We start from the raw sequence: 17,428 nt of genomic DNA on the forward strand, positions 1-17,428 counted from the left end.
AGGCGCGCGTCAGGCGGGCTCGGCCTCGCCGGGCGGCTCGGCAATGGCAATGGGCTCGACGTCCTGCACGCGCGGCACCGGCCGCTCGCCGATCTGCTGGCGCCACATCGCGTAGTACAGCCCCTTGCCTTCGAGCAGCGCGGCATGCGTGCCGCTCTCCACGATGCGGCCTTTCTCCAGCACGTGGATCGTGCCTGCATGCATGATCGTCGAGAGCCGGTGCGCGATGAGGATGGTGATCTGCGTGCTGCGCGCCGAAATCTCGCGCACCGTGGCGGTGATCTGTTCTTCCGTCAGCGAGTCGAGCGCCGAGGTTGCCTCGTCGAAGATCAGGAGGCGCGGCTCCCGCACCAGCGCCCGCGCGATCGACAGTCGCTGCTTCTCTCCGCCCGAGAGCTTCATGCCGCGCTCGCCGATGGGCGTGTCCAGCCCCTCGGGCGACTTCTCGGCCAGGTACGCGCACGAGGCCTGCCGCATGGCTTCGAGGATCTCTTCGTCGGTGGCATCCGGCTTCACGAGTTGCAGGTTCTCTCGGATCGTGCCCGCGAAGAGATGCGTCTCCTGCGTGACGAAACCGATCTGCCGGCGCGCCTGGTTGTAGCGCAGGTCGCGCGTGGAGATGTCGTTGTAGAACACCTCGCCGCTCGCGGGCGTGTACAGGCCCACCAGCAGTTTCACGAGCGTCGACTTGCCCGAGCCCGAGGGCCCGACGAAGGCGATGGTGTCGCCCAGCCCCGCCTCGAACGACACCTCGTCGAGCGCGTTGTCCGTCGCGCCCTTGTGGCGAAAACTCACGTTGGCAAAGCGCAGGTGCGTGACCGGCCCGATGCTGATCGGCGACTCGGGCCGCCGCTCGATCGGTTTCTGCATCAGCGCCTCGAAGTTCAGCAGCGACGCCTCGGCCTCGCGGTACGCCAGGATGATGTTGCCCAGTTCCTGCAGCGGCGCAAAGATCGCGACCGAGATGAACTGCATCGCGATCAGCTCGCCCGTGCTCAGCACGTCGCGAAAGATCAGCCACAGCAAGGCGAACAGCACCGCCAGCTTCAAGAGACTCAGCGTCGTGCCCTGCAAAAACGACAGCAGCCGGATGCGCTTCACCTTCTGCATCTCGAGCGCGAAGATGCGCGTGGTCTGCGCCTGCAGCCGCCGTATCTCGGGAAAGGTCAGCCCCAGGCTCTTGATGAGTTCGATGTTGCGCAGCGACTCGGTGATGAAGCCCGAGTTGCGGTTGGTTTCGCGTGTGATCGAGCGCTGCTGGCTCTTGATCTCGCGGCTCAGGAGGCCCGTGAGCCCGCCCAGCACCAGCACGCCGATCAGGAACACCGGCACCAAGAGCCAGTGCTTGGTCACCGCGTACCAGACGAGAAACCCGATGCCCACGATGGCCGCGAAGGCGGTGTTGATGAAGGCGTTGATGAAGCGCTCGCTGTCCGCGCGCACCTTCTGCAGCATCGACAGCGTCTCGCCGCTGCGCAGGTCCTCGAACTCGGGAAACTTCAGGCGCAGCACTTGGCGCAGGCCATCGTTGAAGATCTGCGTGCCGAACTTCTGCACCACCAGCCGCGTGATGTATTCCTGCAGCGCCTTGGCGAGCCGCGACGCGATGGCCACTGCCACAGCGAGCGCCAGCAGGTGCAGCACGCCGGAGACCAACTCTTCTTCGGACTTGCCGCCGCGATGGATGGCGTACTGGTCGATGATCTTGCCGAAGATGATCGGGTCGACCAGCGCCAGCACCTGGCTGATGCCCGCCAGCAAGAGGGCGAGCAGTGCGAGGCGCGCGTGCGGCCTCAGGTAGGTCCAGAGGATGTGCATCGCGCCAGTATGCGACGCACTCCCCGCACCTGCGAAATCAGCCGAACGCCTTGATCACCGCCGGCACTGTCAGCACCGCCGTGTAGTACCCCATGAACTGCACGCCGGTGTTGAAGCCGATGGCGCGCGACAAGAGGCCACCGAGCAGGCCCATCGTGAGAATCACCAGCAGGCCGAGCAACTGGCCCTCCCACACGCTGATCACCACGATCAACCCGACGAAGGTCGCGATGATCGCCTCGTGGCTCACCTTGCGCGAAACGAACAGCGCCGCGCGGCGCGCGAAGTTCATCGTGAACGGATAGGCCACCAGTGCCGCGAGCACCACCGCCAGCATGCCGTAGCCGAGGAACTCCCAGTGGTTCAGCAGGTTGTGCAGGTTGTGGGTCTGGCCCGTGGCCGAATCGATGGTGAACACCGGCGGCGCATTGAAGAGCGGCGCAGCCGGGCCGGCAGCGACGGGGCTCAGCGGCAGGCCGATGGCGATCAGCGGAATCAGCGCTTCGGCGATGTAGGTGGCTTCGGTCACGCCGTTGCGCGCGGCCAGCGTGGTGGTGAGGCGGTGGTATGCGTGCTTGATGCGCGAGCCGACCAGCTCGCCCAGCACCACCGTCATCGCGACGGGGCTGAACACGAAGGTGGCGCTGGAGATCGTGGCGGTCGCGAAGGTCCACTTCACCTGCGTGCGGTCGAGCACCTTGAACGGATTCGGGAAGTAGCCCGTCCAGCCCTTCACGTCGGGCGCGAGCGAGAAGGTGCGGACCTTGTCGCGCTTCATGCGCGCCCGCGCCGCGGGCGAGATCACCGAGAACAGGTCCGCCACCAGCGGCCCGATCGCGATGCCCAGGAAGTAGCTGATGCTGAGCTTCACGCCGTACTTGCCGGTGAGCGCCTGCAGCGCCACGATCACCATCACGAACGGCACCAGCGTGGCCACCGAGGCCCAGCGCCCGCTCGAGAAGTAGGCGATGGCCACGGCGGCCACCACGAAGATCCACGGCGCCGCCTTGGTGATGGCCGCGCCATAGGGCGCGAGCAGCACTGCGAACAGCACGGCCAGCGGCACCGCGATGAAGGCCGCGATGATCGCGCCCGACACCATCTTGCGCAGCGCGATGTGCGGCACGCCCAGGTTGCGCAGCACATTCGCGTCCTGCAGCAGCGGCGTGGCCATGGTGTCGCCCGGAATGCCCAGGAGCGCGGTGGGCACCGCATGCGTCATGTGCTTGGCCACAGCGGCCGCCAGGAAGAAGGTGAACACGCCTTCGGGCGGCACGCCGAGCAACACCACCAGCAGGGTGAGAGGCGCAAGCGTGGTGGTTTCGTCGGTGCCCGAGACGAGGCCGATGGCCGCGAACACGATGGCGCCCACGAGGCCCATGCCGGTGGCGACGAGGATCTGGTTCAGGAGCGCGGCGTCGATCATGGTGCGGCTCCTTCGGCGCTGCGAGCGCGGGGCTTGTACGACGCGAACAGGTCGTAGATTTCGAGCTCCTTCATCTCGCGCACCACCGACGGCGGCAGGTCGTCCACCGAGCCGAGGTCGCCATGCTCGCCGGCCAATTCGGCCAGCACCTCTTCGCGCCAGCGCGGATCGGGGTCCGTGCCCTCGACCACCTCGCGCTTGGGCGCGAAGAGCTTCGCGCAGATCAGGCCCGACACCACGCAGCCGCCGAGGCCGGCGAGCATGGCGTAGGCGCGCGCCAGTTCGGGCGTGCTCACGACGCTCGCGAGTACGCGGCTCGCCACGAGGTAGCCCGTGAGGCTCACGGCGACACCGATGACGATGGACCACGCGAGGTGCCCCAGGTCGGCCGTGTCGCCCCATATCTCCACCAGCCGCCACCGCGCGGGGGTTGCACTGTCTGCGTTCATTTGTGATGTCTCCGTCTATGGTCATGTGACGGCCACTTCCATGGCCGCCGCGGTATCGGCCGCGGTCCGTTGTGCGGGCTCTCCCGCGTTGCCTGTTTATTTCTTGCGCAGCGCTTCGAGCAGCGCCACGGCGCGGTCGGTGCGCACGTCGTGCTCGGCGGCCATCTGCTTGGCGATGCTGTCGATCTCGTCGCCGGTGGCGCCCGCGACCAGTGCGATGTTGCGGGCATGCAGCGCCATGTGGCCGCGCTGGATGCCTTCGGTGGCGAGCGCGCGCAACGCGCCCAGGTTCTGCGCGAGGCCGACGGCCACGGCGACTTCCCCGAGCTCCTGTGCCGACTTCACATCGAGGATCTTCAGGGCGAGCCGTGCGAGCGGATGCGTCTTCGTCGCGCCGCCCACGAGTCCCACGGGCATCGGCATCTCGATGGTGCCGACGAGCGCGCCCGTCGTGTCCTTCTCCCACGTGGTGAGCGAGGTGTAGCGCCCGCTGCGGCAGGCATAGGCATGTGCGCCGGCTTCCACCGCGCGCCAGTCGTTGCCGGTCGCGACGATCACTGGATCGACGCCGTTCATGATGCCCTTGTTGTGCGTCGCCGCGCGGTAGGGGTCGATGGCCGCGAAGGTGTACGCGTCGATCACGCCCTCGACCACTTCTTCGCCGCTGCGCTCGCGCGTGGCCAGTACCGCTGGTGCGAGCCGCACGCGCGCACGCGCCAGCCGCAGGTCCGCCAGGTTCGACAGGATACGCAGGCGCACCGTGCCGCCCGTGAGCTTCTCGACCAGCGGCGACACCGCCTCGGCCATGGTGTTGACGGTGTTCGCGCCCATCGCATCGCGCACGTCGACGATGAGGTGCATCACCACCATCGCGCCGCGCGGCGTGTCGCCGAACACATGCACCTCGATGTCGCGGCAGCCGCCGCCCAGGCCGATCAGCACCTTGTCGCGGCTGTTCGCCACGGCCAGGATCTCGTCGCGCGCACGCAGCAGCGCGAGCCGCGCGCCGTAGGGGTCGGTGATACCGATCACCTGCACCTGCGCGCGCATCAGCGGACCGGTGCTCGAGGCCTCGAAGCCGCCGCCTTCGCGCGCCAGCTTGGCCATGAACGATGCGGCAGCCACCACCGAGGGCTCTTCGACCGCCATCGGCACGAGGTAGTCGCGACCGTTCACCGTGAAGTTGCCGGCCACGCCCAGCGGCAGCTCGAAGGTGCCGATCACGTTCTCGACCATGCCGTTGGCACGGTCCACGCTCAACGCGCCGGGTTGGGCGAGCAGCGCCACTTCGTCGTCGGTGAGCGATGCGGCCTCGGCGATGTGGGCGAAGCGCTGCGCGGGCGTGAGGGCTCGGAAATTGGGAATGCGGGAGTCGGCGACCATCGTTGCTTGTCTCTTCGGAAGATGAATTCGGGAGCAGGCAATTTAGGTCGGCTGTACCGCCGGCGGAAGGCACAGTTTGGCGGGACAGTGCGGACAGTGGTGCGCGGCAGCGGCCCGCTGTGTCACAGTCTCGGCCCATGACCACGATCGCCGATTCGCTCGCCGACACCCTCGCGCGCCAGATCGCGAGCGGCGCCTACAAGGCCGGCGACAAGCTGCCGTCGCTGCGCGAACTGGCGCAACTGCATGGCTATGCCAAGAACACCGTGGTGGCCGCGTTCGAGCTGCTGGTGTCGCGCGGCCTCGTCGAGCCGCGGCGCGGTTCGGGCTACTTCGTGCTCGCGCAGTCCAGCCCCAAGCCGCCCGAGGAAGACGCGGGCAGCCTCGGCCGCGCGATGGACATCGTGTGGCTCATGCGCGAGCAGCTCAAGACGCAGCCCGATGCGGTCGCGGTGGGCGATGGCTTTCCGCCCGTCGAATGGCTCGCCGACGTGCGCCTTGACAAGTACCACCCGAAGGTCGTGCGCACGGGACTCGGCGCGCTGTTCCGCTACGGCAGCCGCTTCGGCTACGCGCCGCTGCGCGACCACCTCGTGCGCAAGCTCGCGGACTTCGGCATCGGCGCCGAGCCGCGGCAGATCGTGCTTACGCACGGCGCCAACGAGGCGATGGACATCGTCATCCGCTACTTCGTGCCGCCCGGCGGCAAGGTGCTGGTGGACGACCCCGGCTACTACCCGCTCTTCGGCAAGCTCAAGCTCGCGGGTGCGCAGATGCTGGCCGTGCCGCGGCTGGCGGATGGACCCGACCTCGAGGTGCTGGAGCAGCTGCTCATCGCCGAGCGGCCGCGGCTCTTCTTCACGCAGTCGCTCGCGCACAACCCCACGGGCTCGGACATCTCGCCCGCCAAGGCCTTCCGCGTGCTGCAGCTCGCGCAAAAATACAACCTGCTGATCGTGGAAAACGACCCGCTGGCCGACTTCAAGCCGACCGCATTGCCGCGGCTCTCGGCACTCGACCAGCTGGAGCGCACGATCTACATCGGCAGCTTCTCGAAATCGTTCTCCGCGGCGCTGCGCGTGGGCTTCATCGCCTGCGGGGCGGACCTCGCGAGCGACCTGGCCGACCTGAAGGCGCTGATCCACGTGAGCAGCTCGGAGTACAGCGAGCGCACGGTCGACGTGATCCTGAGCGAGGGCCATTACCAGCGGCACCTGAACCGCCTGCAGACGCGCCTGGGCGAGGCCACGCGCAAGGCGCTGCAGCTGTTCGATTCGGTCGATGCCGAGGTCTTCGCACGCACGCCGCAGTCGCTCTACATCTGGGCGGCGCTCCCCGGCGTGGCCGATTCGCTGGCGTTCGCGAAGGAACTGCTGCCGCGCAAGATCGTGATGGCGCCGGGGCGCATCTTCAGCGTCGATTCGACGCTGGTCTCGCGCTGGTCGCGCTTCAATGTCGGCGCGATGGCCGATCCGCGCTTTGCGAAGGCGCTGCGCACCGCGCTGCGAAGGCGCGCCTGAATCAGCCCTTGAAGGTGCCGTGCCGCCCCGCGCCGCCGGCAAAGCGCGCGGCGCCGGCTTCGCCTTCGGCAAAGACGATCGGCACGCCCTGCGCGCCTTCGCGCCGCAGCGCCTCGGCCAGCGGCAGGTCCCACTGCCCGTAGGCGGAGCGGCGGTCGGTGAGCATGCATTGCTGCGGGAACGCGGCGATCTGCAGTGCCAGCTCCCGCGCCGCGGCGAGCGCGCCGCCCGGCGGCGTGACGCGGTTGACCAGGCCCATCGCCAGCGCCTCGGTGGCGGAGACGGGCCGTCCGGTGAGGATCATGTCCAGCGCGCGCCCCATGCCCACGATGCGCGGCAACCGCACCGTGCCGCCGTCGATCAGCGGCACGCCCCAGCGGCGGCAGAACACGCCGAAGACCGCGTCGTCGTCGGCCACGCGCAGGTCGGCGAGCAGTGCGAGTTCGAGGCCGCCCGCGACCGCGTAGCCGTTCACCGCCGCGATGAGCGGCTTGGACAACGCCATGCGCGTCGGCCCCATCGGCCCGCTGCCGCCGCCCTCGGGGTCGAGCTCGTTGCGCTCGTCCGGGTTGCCGACCGCGCCCAGGTCGGCGCCGGCGCAGAAGTGGCCGCCTGCGCCGGTGAGGATCGCCACGCGCAGCGCGTCGTCGGCCTCGAAGCGCTCGAAGGCCTCGCGCAGTTCGGCGGCCACGATGCCGTTGACTGCATTGCGCTTGTCCGGGCAATTCAGGGTGAGGGTACAGACCGCCTGATCCGTGTCATAGGTCACGTATTTCATGGTCATGCTCGCGTTCCCTTCGAGGCAAAATTACTTGCTTGATCGCTCTCGGGTCATCGTAGGAAATATTTCTCCGATGCGCAAACGTGGAAAAAATATGTAATGTCCTGGTCGCTCGCCCCAGTGCGCCCGACCTGATCCTCGACCTGCTCGTGGCCGACCGCGGCATGCTCACGGCACAGGCGATATGCCGCGCCGGCGCGCTGATGGGCATCGGCGAAACGACCATCCGCGTGGGCCTTACGCGGCTCGCGAGCGAGGGCAAGATCGCCCGCAGCGAGCGCGGCAGCTATGTGCTCGACCGTACCGGCGCGCCGCTCGCGCGCGCCGTGGACGGCTGGTACCAGCGCGGTTCGCAAACCATCCCGTGGCGGCAGGACTGGCTCGCCGTGCACGACACCGACGTTCCGCGCGCCGACAAGACGGCCTGGCGCCGCCATGGCCTTGCGCTCTCGCTGCGCGGCTTCGCGGCGTTGCAACCCGGTTTGCACATCCGGCCCGACAACCTGAAGGGCGGCCTCGCGGTCGAGCGCGACCAGTTGGGAGGCCTGGGGCTGTCGGCCAGGGCGATGGTGTTTCGTCTCTCCGACCTCGACGATGCATCGCAGGCGGCCGCGCGCAAGCTGTGGAACGTGCGGCTCCTCACGGCCGAATACCAGCGCCTTCAGAGCGGCCTGCAGCGCAGCGAGAAGCGGCTGCGTACGGCGCCACTCGAAGTGGCCATCCGCGAGTCGCTGCTGCTCGGGCGCGCCGTCATCGCGCACCTCATCCGCGATCCGCTGCTGCCGGCCGAACTCATGTCGCCGGCACCGCGCGCCGCGCTGCTGGCCCTCATGCGCCGCTACCAGGACCAGGCGCGCAAGCTCTGGCACGAGTGGCTCGACCAGCCGTGGTGAGCGGGCTCAGCCCAGTTCGTCGAACTGGACCACGCCTTCCTTCATGACCAGCGGAATGCGCTCGCCCTGTCCCAGCAGGCATTCGACATCGCGCAGCGGATTGCCATCGACCACGAGGATGTCGGCCAGCGCACCGGGCACGAGACGGCCGAGGCGATCTGGCATGCCCAGCACCTCCGCACCGACGATGGTGGCGCTCGCGATGGCCTCGGCCGGCGACAGCACCTCGGCGCGCAGGCGGAACTCGTCGCTCTGCAGGCGTTGCGACTCGCCCAAGAGGTCGGAGCCGAAGCCCATCTTCACGCCGGCCTTCCTGTAGATCTCCAGCGAGCGCAGGCCCGCCTCGCGCACGTCGGCCACCTTGGCCACGCTTTCCTTGGGCAAGCCGAAGCTCTCGCCTTCGTTGGCCAGCGCGTCGTAGGTGACCAGCGTAGGCACCGCGTAGGCGCCCAGCTCGGCCATCAGCGCGGCCGTGGGCGCATCCACGAGGTTGCCGTGCTCGATGGTGCGGACGCCGCAGCGCACCGCGCGCGCGATGGCCGCGGCGGTGTAGGCATGCGCCATCACGTAGGTGCCGCGGCCCGCGGCCTCTTCCACGATGGCGCGGATCTCGTCCTCGCTGTAGCCGAAGGCGCCCACCGGATCGGTCGGCGAGGCCACGCCGCCGGAGGCCATGATCTTGATCTGGTCCGCGCCCATCTGCAGCTCTTCGCGCACGGCGCGGCGCACCGCGTCGACGCCGTCCACGACACGCGCCAGCGCGCCGACCCGCACGCAGGTCGAACAGGTGGCGGCCGGGTCGAGAAAGTCGGAGCGCCCGCGCATGTCGCCATGCCCGCCCGTCTGGCTCAGCGCGCGGCCCGAGACGAACAGGCGCGGCCCCTGCGCAAGGCCCGCGTCCACGGCCTGCTTGAACGCGAAGCCCGCGCCGCCCGCGTCGCGCACCGTGGTGAAGCCGCGGCGCAGCATGCCGCGCAGCATGGGCACGCTGCGCAGCGTGATGAGCACATTGGGCATGTGCACCTGGCGCGAGAGGTTCAGCTCCACCGCGATCACATGCACGTGCAGGTCGATGAGGCCGGGCATCACCGTCTTGCCCTTCACGTCGATGACGCGCGCGGCCTTGCTCTGCAGCGGCTTGTCGGAGACCTCGCGGACCACGCCGCCTTCGACCAGGATGTCATGGCCTTCGAGCAGATCCTTGCTCAGCGGATCGAGCAGGTTCGCGTTCCTGAAAAGAAAGCTGTTCGTTGTCGTCATGCCTGGGGCTCCTTCGCTTGTTGCGCCATCACGGCCGGCACCGCCAGTTGCGCGAACACGCGCGCGAGCTCGACGTGGCCGTCGCCGTACCAGTTTTCCTCGTGCAGCATGTTGAGCGTGCCGAGCGTCTCGCCCTGCCAGCGCAGCGGAATGTTCAGCACGCTGCGGCAACCGAGCGACACGATGAGTTCGTGGTCGTAGAACACATCGCGCAGGTCCTCGGCGTTGCGGCCGATGTAGGGCAGGCCGCGCTGCATCACCTGCTGCATCCACGGTGAGTCGGTGATGGGCTTGCGCCCGCCCACCGGGTAGGCCTCGCGCATGTTGGTGTACACCCGCTCGGATTCGCGCGCCTCGCGGTGGTGGACCAGGATGGTGAAGAGCCGGTGGCCGATGGTCGATGCGACCGCCTTGTCGATGGCATCGAAAGTGGCGTGCGGCTGGGTGGTGTCGGCATGGGCGAGCGCCACGGCGGAGAGGGAATCTTCGAGAGAGTTGGGCTGCATGGTTGTCGGAGGTCGTCAGGAAAGTTCGCCGGCCGCGATGTCTTCGAGCGAACGGCCGCGCGTGGGAATGCCCATGAACGTGACGGCCGCCGCACCCAGCAGCAGCACCGCCGTCGTCATGCCGAACACGCCCGCGAAGCCGGCGGTCGGATAGATGAAGCCCACCAGGATCGGCGCCGTGATGCCGCCGATGCGCCCGATGGCCGAGGCCAGGCCCGAGCCCGTCGCCCGCACCTGCGTCGGAAACACCTCGGGGGTGTAGGCATAGACGCCCGCGTAGGTGCCGTTCATGAAGAAGGACAGCAGCACGCCCGCGACCATGATCTGCGCGTCGCTGTGCGTGAACGCGAGCCCCAGCGCGCAGAGCCCGCCCAGCAGCATGTAGCTCACGATGGTGGCCTGCCGGCCGATGCGCTCGTTGAACCACGCGGCCGAGAAGTAGCCCGGAATCTGCGCGATGTACATCACCAGCGAATAGCCGAAGCTCTTGGTGATCGTCATGCCGTTCTGGATCAGCAGGCTCGGAATCCAGGTGAAGAACGAGTAGTAGCTGAAGGTGATCGACAGCCACATCAGCCAGGTCATGGTGCTGATGCGGATGAGCTTGCTGGAGATGAGCGTCGCGTAGTTCTTCAGCAGGCTGCCGCGGCTCGTGCTGGGCGGTGGGGAGGCGACGTCTTCGGCGTTGAGCGCGGGCAGCGCGTGGCCGCGGCGCACGTGGTCGTACTCCATCGCATCCATGATGGCGAGCGCTTCGTGCTCGCGCCCCTGGCTCTCGAGCCAGCGCGGCGACTCCGGCAGCGCGCGGCGCCACCACAGCAGCAGCACCACGGGCAGCGCGGTGATGAAGATGACGATGCGCCAGCCCTGCGGATGCGCCGGCACGATGAAATAGCCCAGGAGCGCCGCGGCGACGAAGCCGAACGAGAAGAAGCCTGCGAGCGCCCCCGTGAAGGTGCCGCGGTAGCGCCGCGCCACGAATTCCGAGAGGTAGGGCGCGATGATCGCGCTCTCGGCCCCGGCGCCGAAGCCGGCCACGATGCGCAGCGCGAGGAAGAACGTCCAGTCGTTGACCATGCCGCTGAAGAGCGAGGCCACGCAGTAGATCGCGAGCGCCGACATCATCACCTTGCGTCGCCCGATCAGGTCGCCGAAGGAGCCGGCTGCCAACGCGCCGAAGAAGAAGCCGATGAAGTTCGCGCTGGCCAGCACGCCGATCTGCACGCTGCTGAGCCCCCATTCGGTGCGCAGCACCGGCAGCACGAAGGCGATCACGGCGGCGTCCATTGCATCGAAGGTGTAGCCGAGGCCCCCCATGAGGAGCAGGCGTCGATGGAAACCAGAGAAGGGCAGGCGCTCGATGCGCGCCGACAGCATGGTCATGGGGATCCCTCGGCTTCAGGTGGGGTGGGGGTGAAGCGGCAGATCGTAGGATCGGGGGGATATCACGGCAAATTTATATCCGTGATTGTGTTTATTGAGCCGGTGAATGAACGGGACGCAAGATGAACTACCGCAATGCCGATCTCAACCTGCTGAAGGTGTTCGAAGCCCTGATGACCGAAGGCAATGTCACGCGCGCGGCCAGCAAGCTGTCGCTGACGCAGCCCGCTGTCAGCAATGCGCTGCGCCGGCTGCGCGACACCTTCGACGATCCGCTCTTCGTGCGCAGCGGTGCGGGCGTCAACCCGACCCGGCGCGCCATCGATCTCTGGGAGCCGCTGTCGCAGTCGCTGCATGCGATCCGCGCGACCATGGACGACGAGCGCTTCGACGCGCTGCGCAGCACCGCGAGCGTGAGCATCGCGATGTCCGACTACGTGTCCTCGATCGTGGTGCCGCGGCTGGCGGCCCGGTTGGGCAAGGTCGCGCCGTCGATGCAGGTCCACGCCATTCCGAACACGCTGGTGGACTTCGGCCCAGTGCTGGCCGACAACAAGGCCGACTTCGCGATCAGCGTCTACAACGAGGAAGTGCGGCGGCCCGCGTTCCTCAAGTCGAGGGCGTTGTGGTCACCCGATTTCCTCTGCTTCATGCGCGCGGGGCATCCGCTGGCGCGCACGGGCAAGATTCCGCTGAAGAAATTCCTGGCGGCGCGGCATGTGGATGTGAGCCTGGTCGGCAAGACCACGCCGACCTACGACCTCTTTCTGCGCAGCCGCGGGCTGCAGCGCAACCTGGTCGCAACGGTGAACCACTACGGCGCGGCGTACGAGGCGGTGCGCCGCTCCGACCTGCTCGCGGTGCTGCCATGGTCGGAGAAGTTCGAACCCTCGCGCCTCGCGGGCCTGCGCATGATGCCGGTGCCGCTGGAGGCGCCGCCGCGCATCATCGAACTGTTCTGGCACCAGCGGCACGAGACCTCGGCGCTGCACCAGTGGGTCAAGGACACGCTGCTCGCGTTGTTCGAGCAGCCGTCCTGATCAGCCGCGCAGGCGCACCACCTGAGGGTCACTCTCCGCCGCATGCAGGCGCGCCACGTCGGCCGCGCGGCGCGTGAGCACCGCGCGCTGGTTGATGTAGCCCTTGTCGGTGATCTCGCCCGCATCGAGGCTGGGCGGCTCGGCCAGCACCAGCGCACACGCCGGGCATTGCGACGAACCCGCACCTTCATCGCGCAGCGAACGCAGCACGCCGGCGATGCGTTCGGCCAGCGCCTCGGGCGCGAGCGATGCAGCCTGCGGACTGGGGAACACCAGCATGCCGATCTCGTCGCGGTCGTGGCCGGTGAGCACCACGTCCTGCACATGCGGCGCGAGCAGCGACACCAGCTTCACGCGCAGCGTGCCCACCGAGACCCAGGTGCCGGTCGAGAGCTTGAAGTCCTCGGCGACGCGGCCGTTGAAGATCACGCCGTGCGTGGGCTCCGCGGCGTTCGCAAGGAAGCCGGCGTCGCCGATGCGGTAGTAGCCCTCTTCGTCGAAGGCCTCCGCGGTTTCGCGTGGCGCATCGCGGTAGCCAGGGAACACCGAGACGCCCTTGACCCGCATCTCCAGCTTCTGCCCGTTGGGCACGAACTTGAGCTCGAGCCCCGGCAGCGGCGCGCCGATGCAACCGGCGCCGTCGAGCTTCCAGTGCGCGGAGGTGATGGCGGGCGAGGTCTCGGTCGCACCCCACGAAGTGGTGAGCCACAGCGGGCGCGTGGGCCGCACGCGCCGGGCCACTGCCTCGAGCCGTTGCCATGTCGAAGGCGCGAGTGCCGCCGCCGCATAGAAGGCAAGCCGCAGCCGCGAGAACACCTCGGTGGCGAGCGCCTCGTCGGCCTCGAGAAAGGGCAGCAGCATGTCGAAGCCGCGCGGCACGTTGAACAGCAGCGTGGGCTTCACTTCGCGCAGGTTGCGCACCGTCTTCTCGATCAGGCCCGGCGCGGGCCGGCCCTCGTCGATGTAGAGCGCGCCGCCGTGGCACAGCACCATGTGCAGGTTGTGGTTCGCGCCGAAGGTGTGGCTCCACGGGAGCCAGTCGACCAGCACCGGCTTTTCCTGCACAAGGAAGCGCCAGGTCTGCGCCATCATCTGCTGGTTGGCGCACAGCATGCGGTGTGTGTTGATCACCACCTTGGGCTTGCCGGTGGAGCCGGAGGTCAGCAGGTACTTGGCGTGGGTGTCGGGGAGGATGGCGGCAAAGGCTTCCATCACGGCCGGGGTTTCGCTGGCCGCGAGCAACCGGTCGAAGGCCATCGCCCCGGGATGTGCGTCGGCATTGCGGCTGAACACCGTGACGGCCTCGACGCCGCAGCCCGCCAGCGCGCCGCCGTAAACCTTGGCATCGGACGCGTAGATCAGCGAAGGCCCGAGCGCCTTCAGCATGCCGTGCAGCCGCGACGGGTCCTTCGCCATGCGCGAGTACGCGCTCGACAGCGAGCACGCGGTGCGGCCGATGTGCATCGCCCCGAGCATCAGCACTGCGTGGTCGATCGCGTTGTCCGAAAGGATCACGATGGGCTGGCCTGCAGGAAGCTTCAGGTCGAGCAGGCCCTGCGCGACCGCGCCGACGGCGTGGCGCAGCGCGCGGTAGTCGAGCTTGCGCCAACCTTCGCCGCTCTCGTCGCGCTCCGCGAACGCCAGGGCGTCGGGTGTCTCGCGCGCCCAGCGCTCGATCCATTCGCCGATGCAGCGTGCATAGGGCTTCAGCGCCTGCAGCGAGCGCAGCGCGAAGGAGCCGTCGTCGAAGTCGATGCGTACCGTGCGGGGCGGGGCGATCAGGCTTTCGTCGTTGAGGAAATCGGTCATGTCAATCGAGTTTGCCGGTGTCGGCCTTGGCGCGAATCAGGTCTAACAGCAGGGTGTCGCGCGCGGCTTCGAGGTCGGCCCTGCGGCGCGTGCCCAGTTCCTCGGCAACGCCTTCGGTCACCTTCTGCTTGAGCTCGGCTGTCATCGATGGGGCGCCCAGGTCCTTCCACCAGTCCTCGATCGGCCCGCCCAGGTGCGCGAGCACATGTTCGATACCACCGGCACCGCCCGAGAGATGCAGGTTCATGAACGGCCCCATCACCGCCCAGCGCAGGCCGGGGCCGTGCGCGATCGCGGTGTCGATGTCCGCCACGCTCGCCACGCCTTCATCGACGAGGTGGAAGGCCTCGCGCCACAGCGCCGCCTGCAGCCGGTTCGCGATGTGGCCCTTGACCTCGCGCTTCACGTGGATCGGCCGCTTGCCGATGGCCGCGTAGAACGCCATCGTGCGCGCGATGGCTTCGGCCGAGGTCTTCTCGCCGCCGATCACCTCCACCAGTGGAATCAGGTGCGGCGGATTGAACGGATGCCCGAGCACCACGCGCTGCGGATGCGCGCAGCCCGACTGCACGCCGCTGATCGCCAGGCCCGACGAACTCGACGCGAGGATGGTGTCCGGCGGCGCGGCCGCGTCCATGCGGCGGAACAGCTCGATCTTGAAGTCCATGCGCTCGGGGCCGTTCTCCTGCACGAAGTCGGCCACCGATACCGCGTCTTCCAGGCTGTCGTGAAAGCGCAGCCGGTCGACCGACGCGCCGGACGCGAGGCCGAAGCGCTCCAGCGTCGGCCAGTGCTGCGCCACCGCATCGCGCAATCGGCCTTCCGCGCCGGGCGACGGATCGGTCGCGTTCACGTCGAGTCCTTGCGCGAGAAAGTACGCGGCCCAGCTCGCGCCGATCACGCCGGTGCCGACGACCGCCACGCGTTTCACATCCAGGGTGTTGTTGCTCATGACTTCCATCGCACGCAGCGGCTCTCTGCCTTCGTCGTCCATGCAGCCTCGCCGCGGATCGGCTCGACCACCTTGTAGTAGTCCCACGGCTCTTTCGATTCGTCGGGCGTCTTCACCTGCATCAATTGCATGTCGTGCACCATGAGGCCATCGTCGCGCAGCCATCCGCCCTTGACGAACATGTCGCTGAACTTCGTCTTGCGCAATTGCGCCATCACCTTGTCGGCATCGTCGCTGCCGGCCGCCTTCACCGCCTGCAGATATTGCAGCGCGGCCGAGTAGTCGCCGGCGTGGAAAGAGGAAGGCATGCGCTTGTGCTTGTCGAAGAAGCGCCGCGCCCAGGTGCGCGCCTCGGGGCTCTGGTTCCAGTACCAGCTGTCGGTGAGGTACATGCCTTGCGAGGTCTTCAGGCCCAGTGCGTGCACGTCGTTGATGGTGATGATCATGCCGGCCAGCTTCATGTTCTTGCTGATGCCGAACTCGGCCGCCGACTTGATCGCGTTCACGGTGTCGCCGCCCGCATTGGCGAGCGCCAGCACCTGCGCCTTCGAGCCCTGCGCCTGCAGCATGAACGACGAGAAATCGCTCGCGCCCAGCGGATGCTTGACCGAGCCCGCCACGGTGCCGCCGCTGGCATTGATGATCTTGGCCGCATCGGTCTGCAGCGCGGCGCCGAAGGCGTAGTCGGCGGTCACGAAGTACCAGCTCTTTCCTCCCGCCTTGACCACCGCGCTCGCGGTGCCGCGCGCCATGGCCACGGTGTCGTAGGCGTAGTGCACCGTGTAGGGCGAGCAGTATTCGTTGGTGAGGCTCGAAGCGCCCGAGCCCACCACGAAGTACGGTTTCTTCTTGTCGGCCGCTACGCCCGCCATCGCGATGGCCGCACCGGAATTGACCCCCGCGATCAGCATGTCGACCTTCTGCACATCGAACCACTCGCGCGCCTTGGCGGCCGCGATGTCGGGCTTGTTCTGGTGGTCGGCGGTGACCAGCTCGATCTTCTTGCCGTCGATGGCGCCGCCCATGTCGGCGATCGCCATGCGGATGGCTTCGGCGCCGGCCGGGCCGTCGTAGTCGCGGTAGATGCCCGACATGTCGCTGATGAAGCCGATGCGGATGGTGTCGTCCGATACCTGCGCCGAAGCGCCGGTGGTGGCGAAGGCGGCGCCGAGCGCAATGGCCAGCGCGGTGCGCGAGAGGTGGGTGGTCATGGTCTTGTCTCCGGTCGTTGTATTTGTTCGTTGGCTCGGTCAGCCCAGTGCGAACTCGGGCCGCGGCGTGCCGGTGCGCGGCAGGCCCATCATCTGGCGCGCCTCGGCCGGCGTGGCCACTTCCATGTCGAGCTCGCGGATGACCCGCACGATGCGCTCGGTGAGCTGCACGTTGGTGGCCAGTTCGCCATGGCGAAAGTAGAGGTTGTCTTCCAGACCGACGCGCGCATGTCCGCCCAGCAGCAGTGCAGCCACGTTGGCTTCGAGCTGCGAAGGGCCGATGCCGCTCACGCAGAAGATGCTGCCCTTGGGCAGGGTGTCCACCATCATCTGCAGGAAGCGCGGCGAATACGGCATTGCGTTCTGGAAGTTGCGGTGCACATTCATCACGAGATTGATGAAGTAGGGCTCCTCATCGTGGCCCTCGCCGATCAGCGTGGTCGTGTCCTGCAGGATGTGCGTGGGGCTGAAGACCTCCCATTCGGGCTTGATGCCGCGCGCCTTCATGCCGGCGGCGAGTTCGCGCCCGCGGGTGATCGGCGTGTCCATCAGGATCTGCTTGCCCTCGAAGCTCAGGTTGAGCGTGGTTGCGTCCAGCGTGCACATCTCGGCGCCGGCGTCCATGCCCTTGATGCGCTCTTCCCACGCGATCTCCCAGCGGTCGTCTGCCAGCGGCTTGACCATGTCGCCGTGCACGCCGCCACCGGTGGAGTTGTTGATGACGATGTCGCTGCCGCCTGCGCGGATGCGGCTGTTGATGTCGCGATAGACATCGGCGTTGCAGGTGGCGCCGTCATCGGGCCGCCGCGCGTGGATGGCCACCACGCTCGCGCCGGCGTTCCAGCAGCGCAGCACGTCGGCGGCAATTTCGGCGGGCTGGGTGGGCAGATGTGGGTTCTGCGACTTGTGCGCCATGCCGCCGGTGGGGGCGATGGTCACGATCACTTTGCGCTTGGACGACATGGCGTTTTCCTGGTGTCTTTCATGAGGGGCGCGC

15 protein-coding genes are annotated in these 17,428 nt (G+C 67.9%); 3 read left to right on the forward strand and 12 right to left on the reverse strand.

The window, feature by feature from the left end; genetic code table 11:
* Positions 1 to 9 precede the first annotated feature (9 nt).
* The 4 genes from GNX71_RS00445 to GNX71_RS00460 form a co-directional block, all read right to left on the reverse strand.
* On the reverse strand, positions 10 to 1,818 hold the full coding sequence (locus GNX71_RS00445) for an ABC transporter ATP-binding protein (protein WP_206176494.1): 1,809 nt from the start codon (positions 1,816 to 1,818) through the stop codon (positions 10 to 12).
* A 37-nt stretch (positions 1,819 to 1,855) separates the two neighbouring features.
* Positions 1,856 to 3,244, reverse strand: a complete 1,389-nt coding sequence (locus GNX71_RS00450) for a tripartite tricarboxylate transporter permease (RefSeq protein ID WP_206176496.1) — start codon at positions 3,242 to 3,244, stop codon at positions 1,856 to 1,858.
* A complete protein-coding gene (locus GNX71_RS00455) occupies positions 3,241 to 3,693 on the reverse strand; it encodes a hypothetical protein (RefSeq protein ID WP_206176497.1) in 453 nt (150 codons plus the stop codon). The genes GNX71_RS00450 and GNX71_RS00455 overlap by 4 nt, the downstream gene beginning before the upstream one ends.
* A 96-nt stretch (positions 3,694 to 3,789) precedes the next feature.
* Positions 3,790 to 5,076 (reverse strand): hydroxymethylglutaryl-CoA reductase, degradative, encoded by a 1,287-nt coding sequence (locus GNX71_RS00460; RefSeq protein ID WP_206176499.1) that lies wholly within the window; start codon positions 5,074 to 5,076, stop codon positions 3,790 to 3,792.
* 137 nt (positions 5,077 to 5,213) lie between these two features.
* On the opposite strand from GNX71_RS00460, the gene GNX71_RS00465 reads away from it, so the two are divergent.
* A complete protein-coding gene (locus GNX71_RS00465) occupies positions 5,214 to 6,596 on the forward strand; it encodes a PLP-dependent aminotransferase family protein (RefSeq protein ID WP_206176500.1) in 1,383 nt (460 codons plus the stop codon).
* A 1-nt stretch (position 6,597) separates the two neighbouring features.
* Here GNX71_RS00465 and GNX71_RS00470 read toward each other — a convergent pair whose 3' ends face one another.
* Complete coding sequence (locus tag GNX71_RS00470; protein WP_206179304.1) at positions 6,598 to 7,374, reverse strand: crotonase/enoyl-CoA hydratase family protein; 777 nt, start codon at positions 7,372 to 7,374, stop codon at positions 6,598 to 6,600.
* A gap of 86 nt (positions 7,375 to 7,460) precedes the next feature.
* Between GNX71_RS00470 and GNX71_RS00475 the strand changes: the two genes are divergently transcribed.
* Positions 7,461 to 8,270 carry a PaaX family transcriptional regulator gene (locus GNX71_RS00475; protein WP_206176502.1) on the forward strand — a complete coding sequence of 270 codons (810 nt, stop codon included), beginning with the start codon at positions 7,461 to 7,463 and terminating at the stop codon, positions 8,268 to 8,270.
* A gap of 6 nt (positions 8,271 to 8,276) precedes the next feature.
* Here the strand turns inward: GNX71_RS00475 and GNX71_RS00480 are convergent, their stop codons facing one another.
* Genes GNX71_RS00480 through GNX71_RS00490 form a run of 3 tightly spaced genes read right to left on the reverse strand, consistent with a single transcriptional unit; the run spans position 8,277 to position 11,419 of the window.
* Positions 8,277 to 9,530, reverse strand: coding sequence for an amidohydrolase family protein (locus GNX71_RS00480; protein ID WP_206176504.1), 1,254 nt, complete (start codon positions 9,528 to 9,530; stop codon positions 8,277 to 8,279).
* Entirely contained in the window at positions 9,527 to 10,036 is a 510-nt protein-coding gene (locus GNX71_RS00485) for a GAF domain-containing protein (protein WP_206176506.1), read from the reverse strand. Before GNX71_RS00485 ends, GNX71_RS00480 begins: the two co-directional genes overlap by 4 nt.
* Before the next feature lie 15 nt (positions 10,037 to 10,051).
* A complete protein-coding gene (locus GNX71_RS00490; protein WP_206176507.1) occupies positions 10,052 to 11,419 on the reverse strand; it encodes an MFS transporter in 1,368 nt (455 codons plus the stop codon).
* Between the two features lie 122 nt (positions 11,420 to 11,541).
* Between GNX71_RS00490 and GNX71_RS00495 the strand changes: the two genes are divergently transcribed.
* Positions 11,542 to 12,459, forward strand: a complete 918-nt coding sequence (locus GNX71_RS00495) for a LysR family transcriptional regulator (RefSeq protein WP_206176509.1) — start codon at positions 11,542 to 11,544, stop codon at positions 12,457 to 12,459.
* On the opposite strand, the gene GNX71_RS00500 is transcribed toward GNX71_RS00495, so the two are convergent.
* Genes GNX71_RS00500 through GNX71_RS00515 form a run of 4 tightly spaced genes read right to left on the reverse strand, consistent with a single transcriptional unit; the run spans position 12,460 to position 17,394 of the window.
* Entirely contained in the window at positions 12,460 to 14,268 is a 1,809-nt protein-coding gene (locus GNX71_RS00500; protein ID WP_206176510.1) for a feruloyl-CoA synthase, read from the reverse strand.
* 1 nt (position 14,269) lies between these two features.
* Positions 14,270 to 15,220 carry a 3-hydroxyacyl-CoA dehydrogenase NAD-binding domain-containing protein gene (locus tag GNX71_RS00505; RefSeq protein ID WP_206176512.1) on the reverse strand — a complete coding sequence of 317 codons (951 nt, stop codon included), beginning with the start codon at positions 15,218 to 15,220 and terminating at the stop codon, positions 14,270 to 14,272.
* The gene (locus GNX71_RS00510) at positions 15,217 to 16,431 is read right to left on the reverse strand and encodes an ABC transporter substrate-binding protein (RefSeq protein ID WP_206176514.1); all 1,215 of its coding nucleotides are present in this window, start codon (positions 16,429 to 16,431) and stop codon (positions 15,217 to 15,219) included. Before GNX71_RS00510 ends, GNX71_RS00505 begins: the two co-directional genes overlap by 4 nt.
* A 39-nt stretch (positions 16,432 to 16,470) precedes the next feature.
* Positions 16,471 to 17,394, reverse strand: a complete 924-nt coding sequence (locus tag GNX71_RS00515; RefSeq protein ID WP_206176516.1) for a 3-keto-5-aminohexanoate cleavage protein — start codon at positions 17,392 to 17,394, stop codon at positions 16,471 to 16,473.
* Positions 17,395 to 17,428: the final 34 nt, after the last annotated feature.

Origin of the sequence: Variovorax sp. RKNM96, assembly GCF_017161115.1 — a bacterium.
Classification (GTDB): Bacteria; Pseudomonadota; Gammaproteobacteria; order Burkholderiales; family Burkholderiaceae_C; genus Variovorax.

What these genes read in the sequence shown, in the direction of transcription:
- GNX71_RS00445 (WP_206176494.1), bottom strand. Translation starts at nt 1,818, where the DNA reads ATGCACATCCTCTGGACCTACCTGAGGCCGCACGCGCGCCTCGCACTG.
- GNX71_RS00450 (WP_206176496.1), bottom strand. Translation starts at nt 3,244, where the DNA reads ATGATCGACGCCGCGCTCCTGAACCAGATCCTCGTCGCCACCGGCATG.
- GNX71_RS00455 (WP_206176497.1), bottom strand. Translation starts at nt 3,693, where the DNA reads ATGAACGCAGACAGTGCAACCCCCGCGCGGTGGCGGCTGGTGGAGATA.
- GNX71_RS00460 (WP_206176499.1), bottom strand. Translation starts at nt 5,076, where the DNA reads ATGGTCGCCGACTCCCGCATTCCCAATTTCCGAGCCCTCACGCCCGCG.
- GNX71_RS00465 (WP_206176500.1), top strand. Translation starts at nt 5,214, where the DNA reads ATGACCACGATCGCCGATTCGCTCGCCGACACCCTCGCGCGCCAGATC.
- GNX71_RS00470 (WP_206179304.1), bottom strand. Translation starts at nt 7,374, where the DNA reads ATGAAATACGTGACCTATGACACGGATCAGGCGGTCTGTACCCTCACC.
- GNX71_RS00480 (WP_206176504.1), bottom strand. Translation starts at nt 9,530, where the DNA reads ATGACGACAACGAACAGCTTTCTTTTCAGGAACGCGAACCTGCTCGAT.
- GNX71_RS00485 (WP_206176506.1), bottom strand. Translation starts at nt 10,036, where the DNA reads ATGCAGCCCAACTCTCTCGAAGATTCCCTCTCCGCCGTGGCGCTCGCC.
- GNX71_RS00490 (WP_206176507.1), bottom strand. Translation starts at nt 11,419, where the DNA reads ATGACCATGCTGTCGGCGCGCATCGAGCGCCTGCCCTTCTCTGGTTTC.
- GNX71_RS00495 (WP_206176509.1), top strand. Translation starts at nt 11,542, where the DNA reads ATGAACTACCGCAATGCCGATCTCAACCTGCTGAAGGTGTTCGAAGCC.
- GNX71_RS00500 (WP_206176510.1), bottom strand. Translation starts at nt 14,268, where the DNA reads ATGACCGATTTCCTCAACGACGAAAGCCTGATCGCCCCGCCCCGCACG.
- GNX71_RS00505 (WP_206176512.1), bottom strand. Translation starts at nt 15,220, where the DNA reads ATGAGCAACAACACCCTGGATGTGAAACGCGTGGCGGTCGTCGGCACC.
- GNX71_RS00510 (WP_206176514.1), bottom strand. Translation starts at nt 16,431, where the DNA reads ATGACCACCCACCTCTCGCGCACCGCGCTGGCCATTGCGCTCGGCGCC.
- GNX71_RS00515 (WP_206176516.1), bottom strand. Translation starts at nt 17,394, where the DNA reads ATGTCGTCCAAGCGCAAAGTGATCGTGACCATCGCCCCCACCGGCGGC.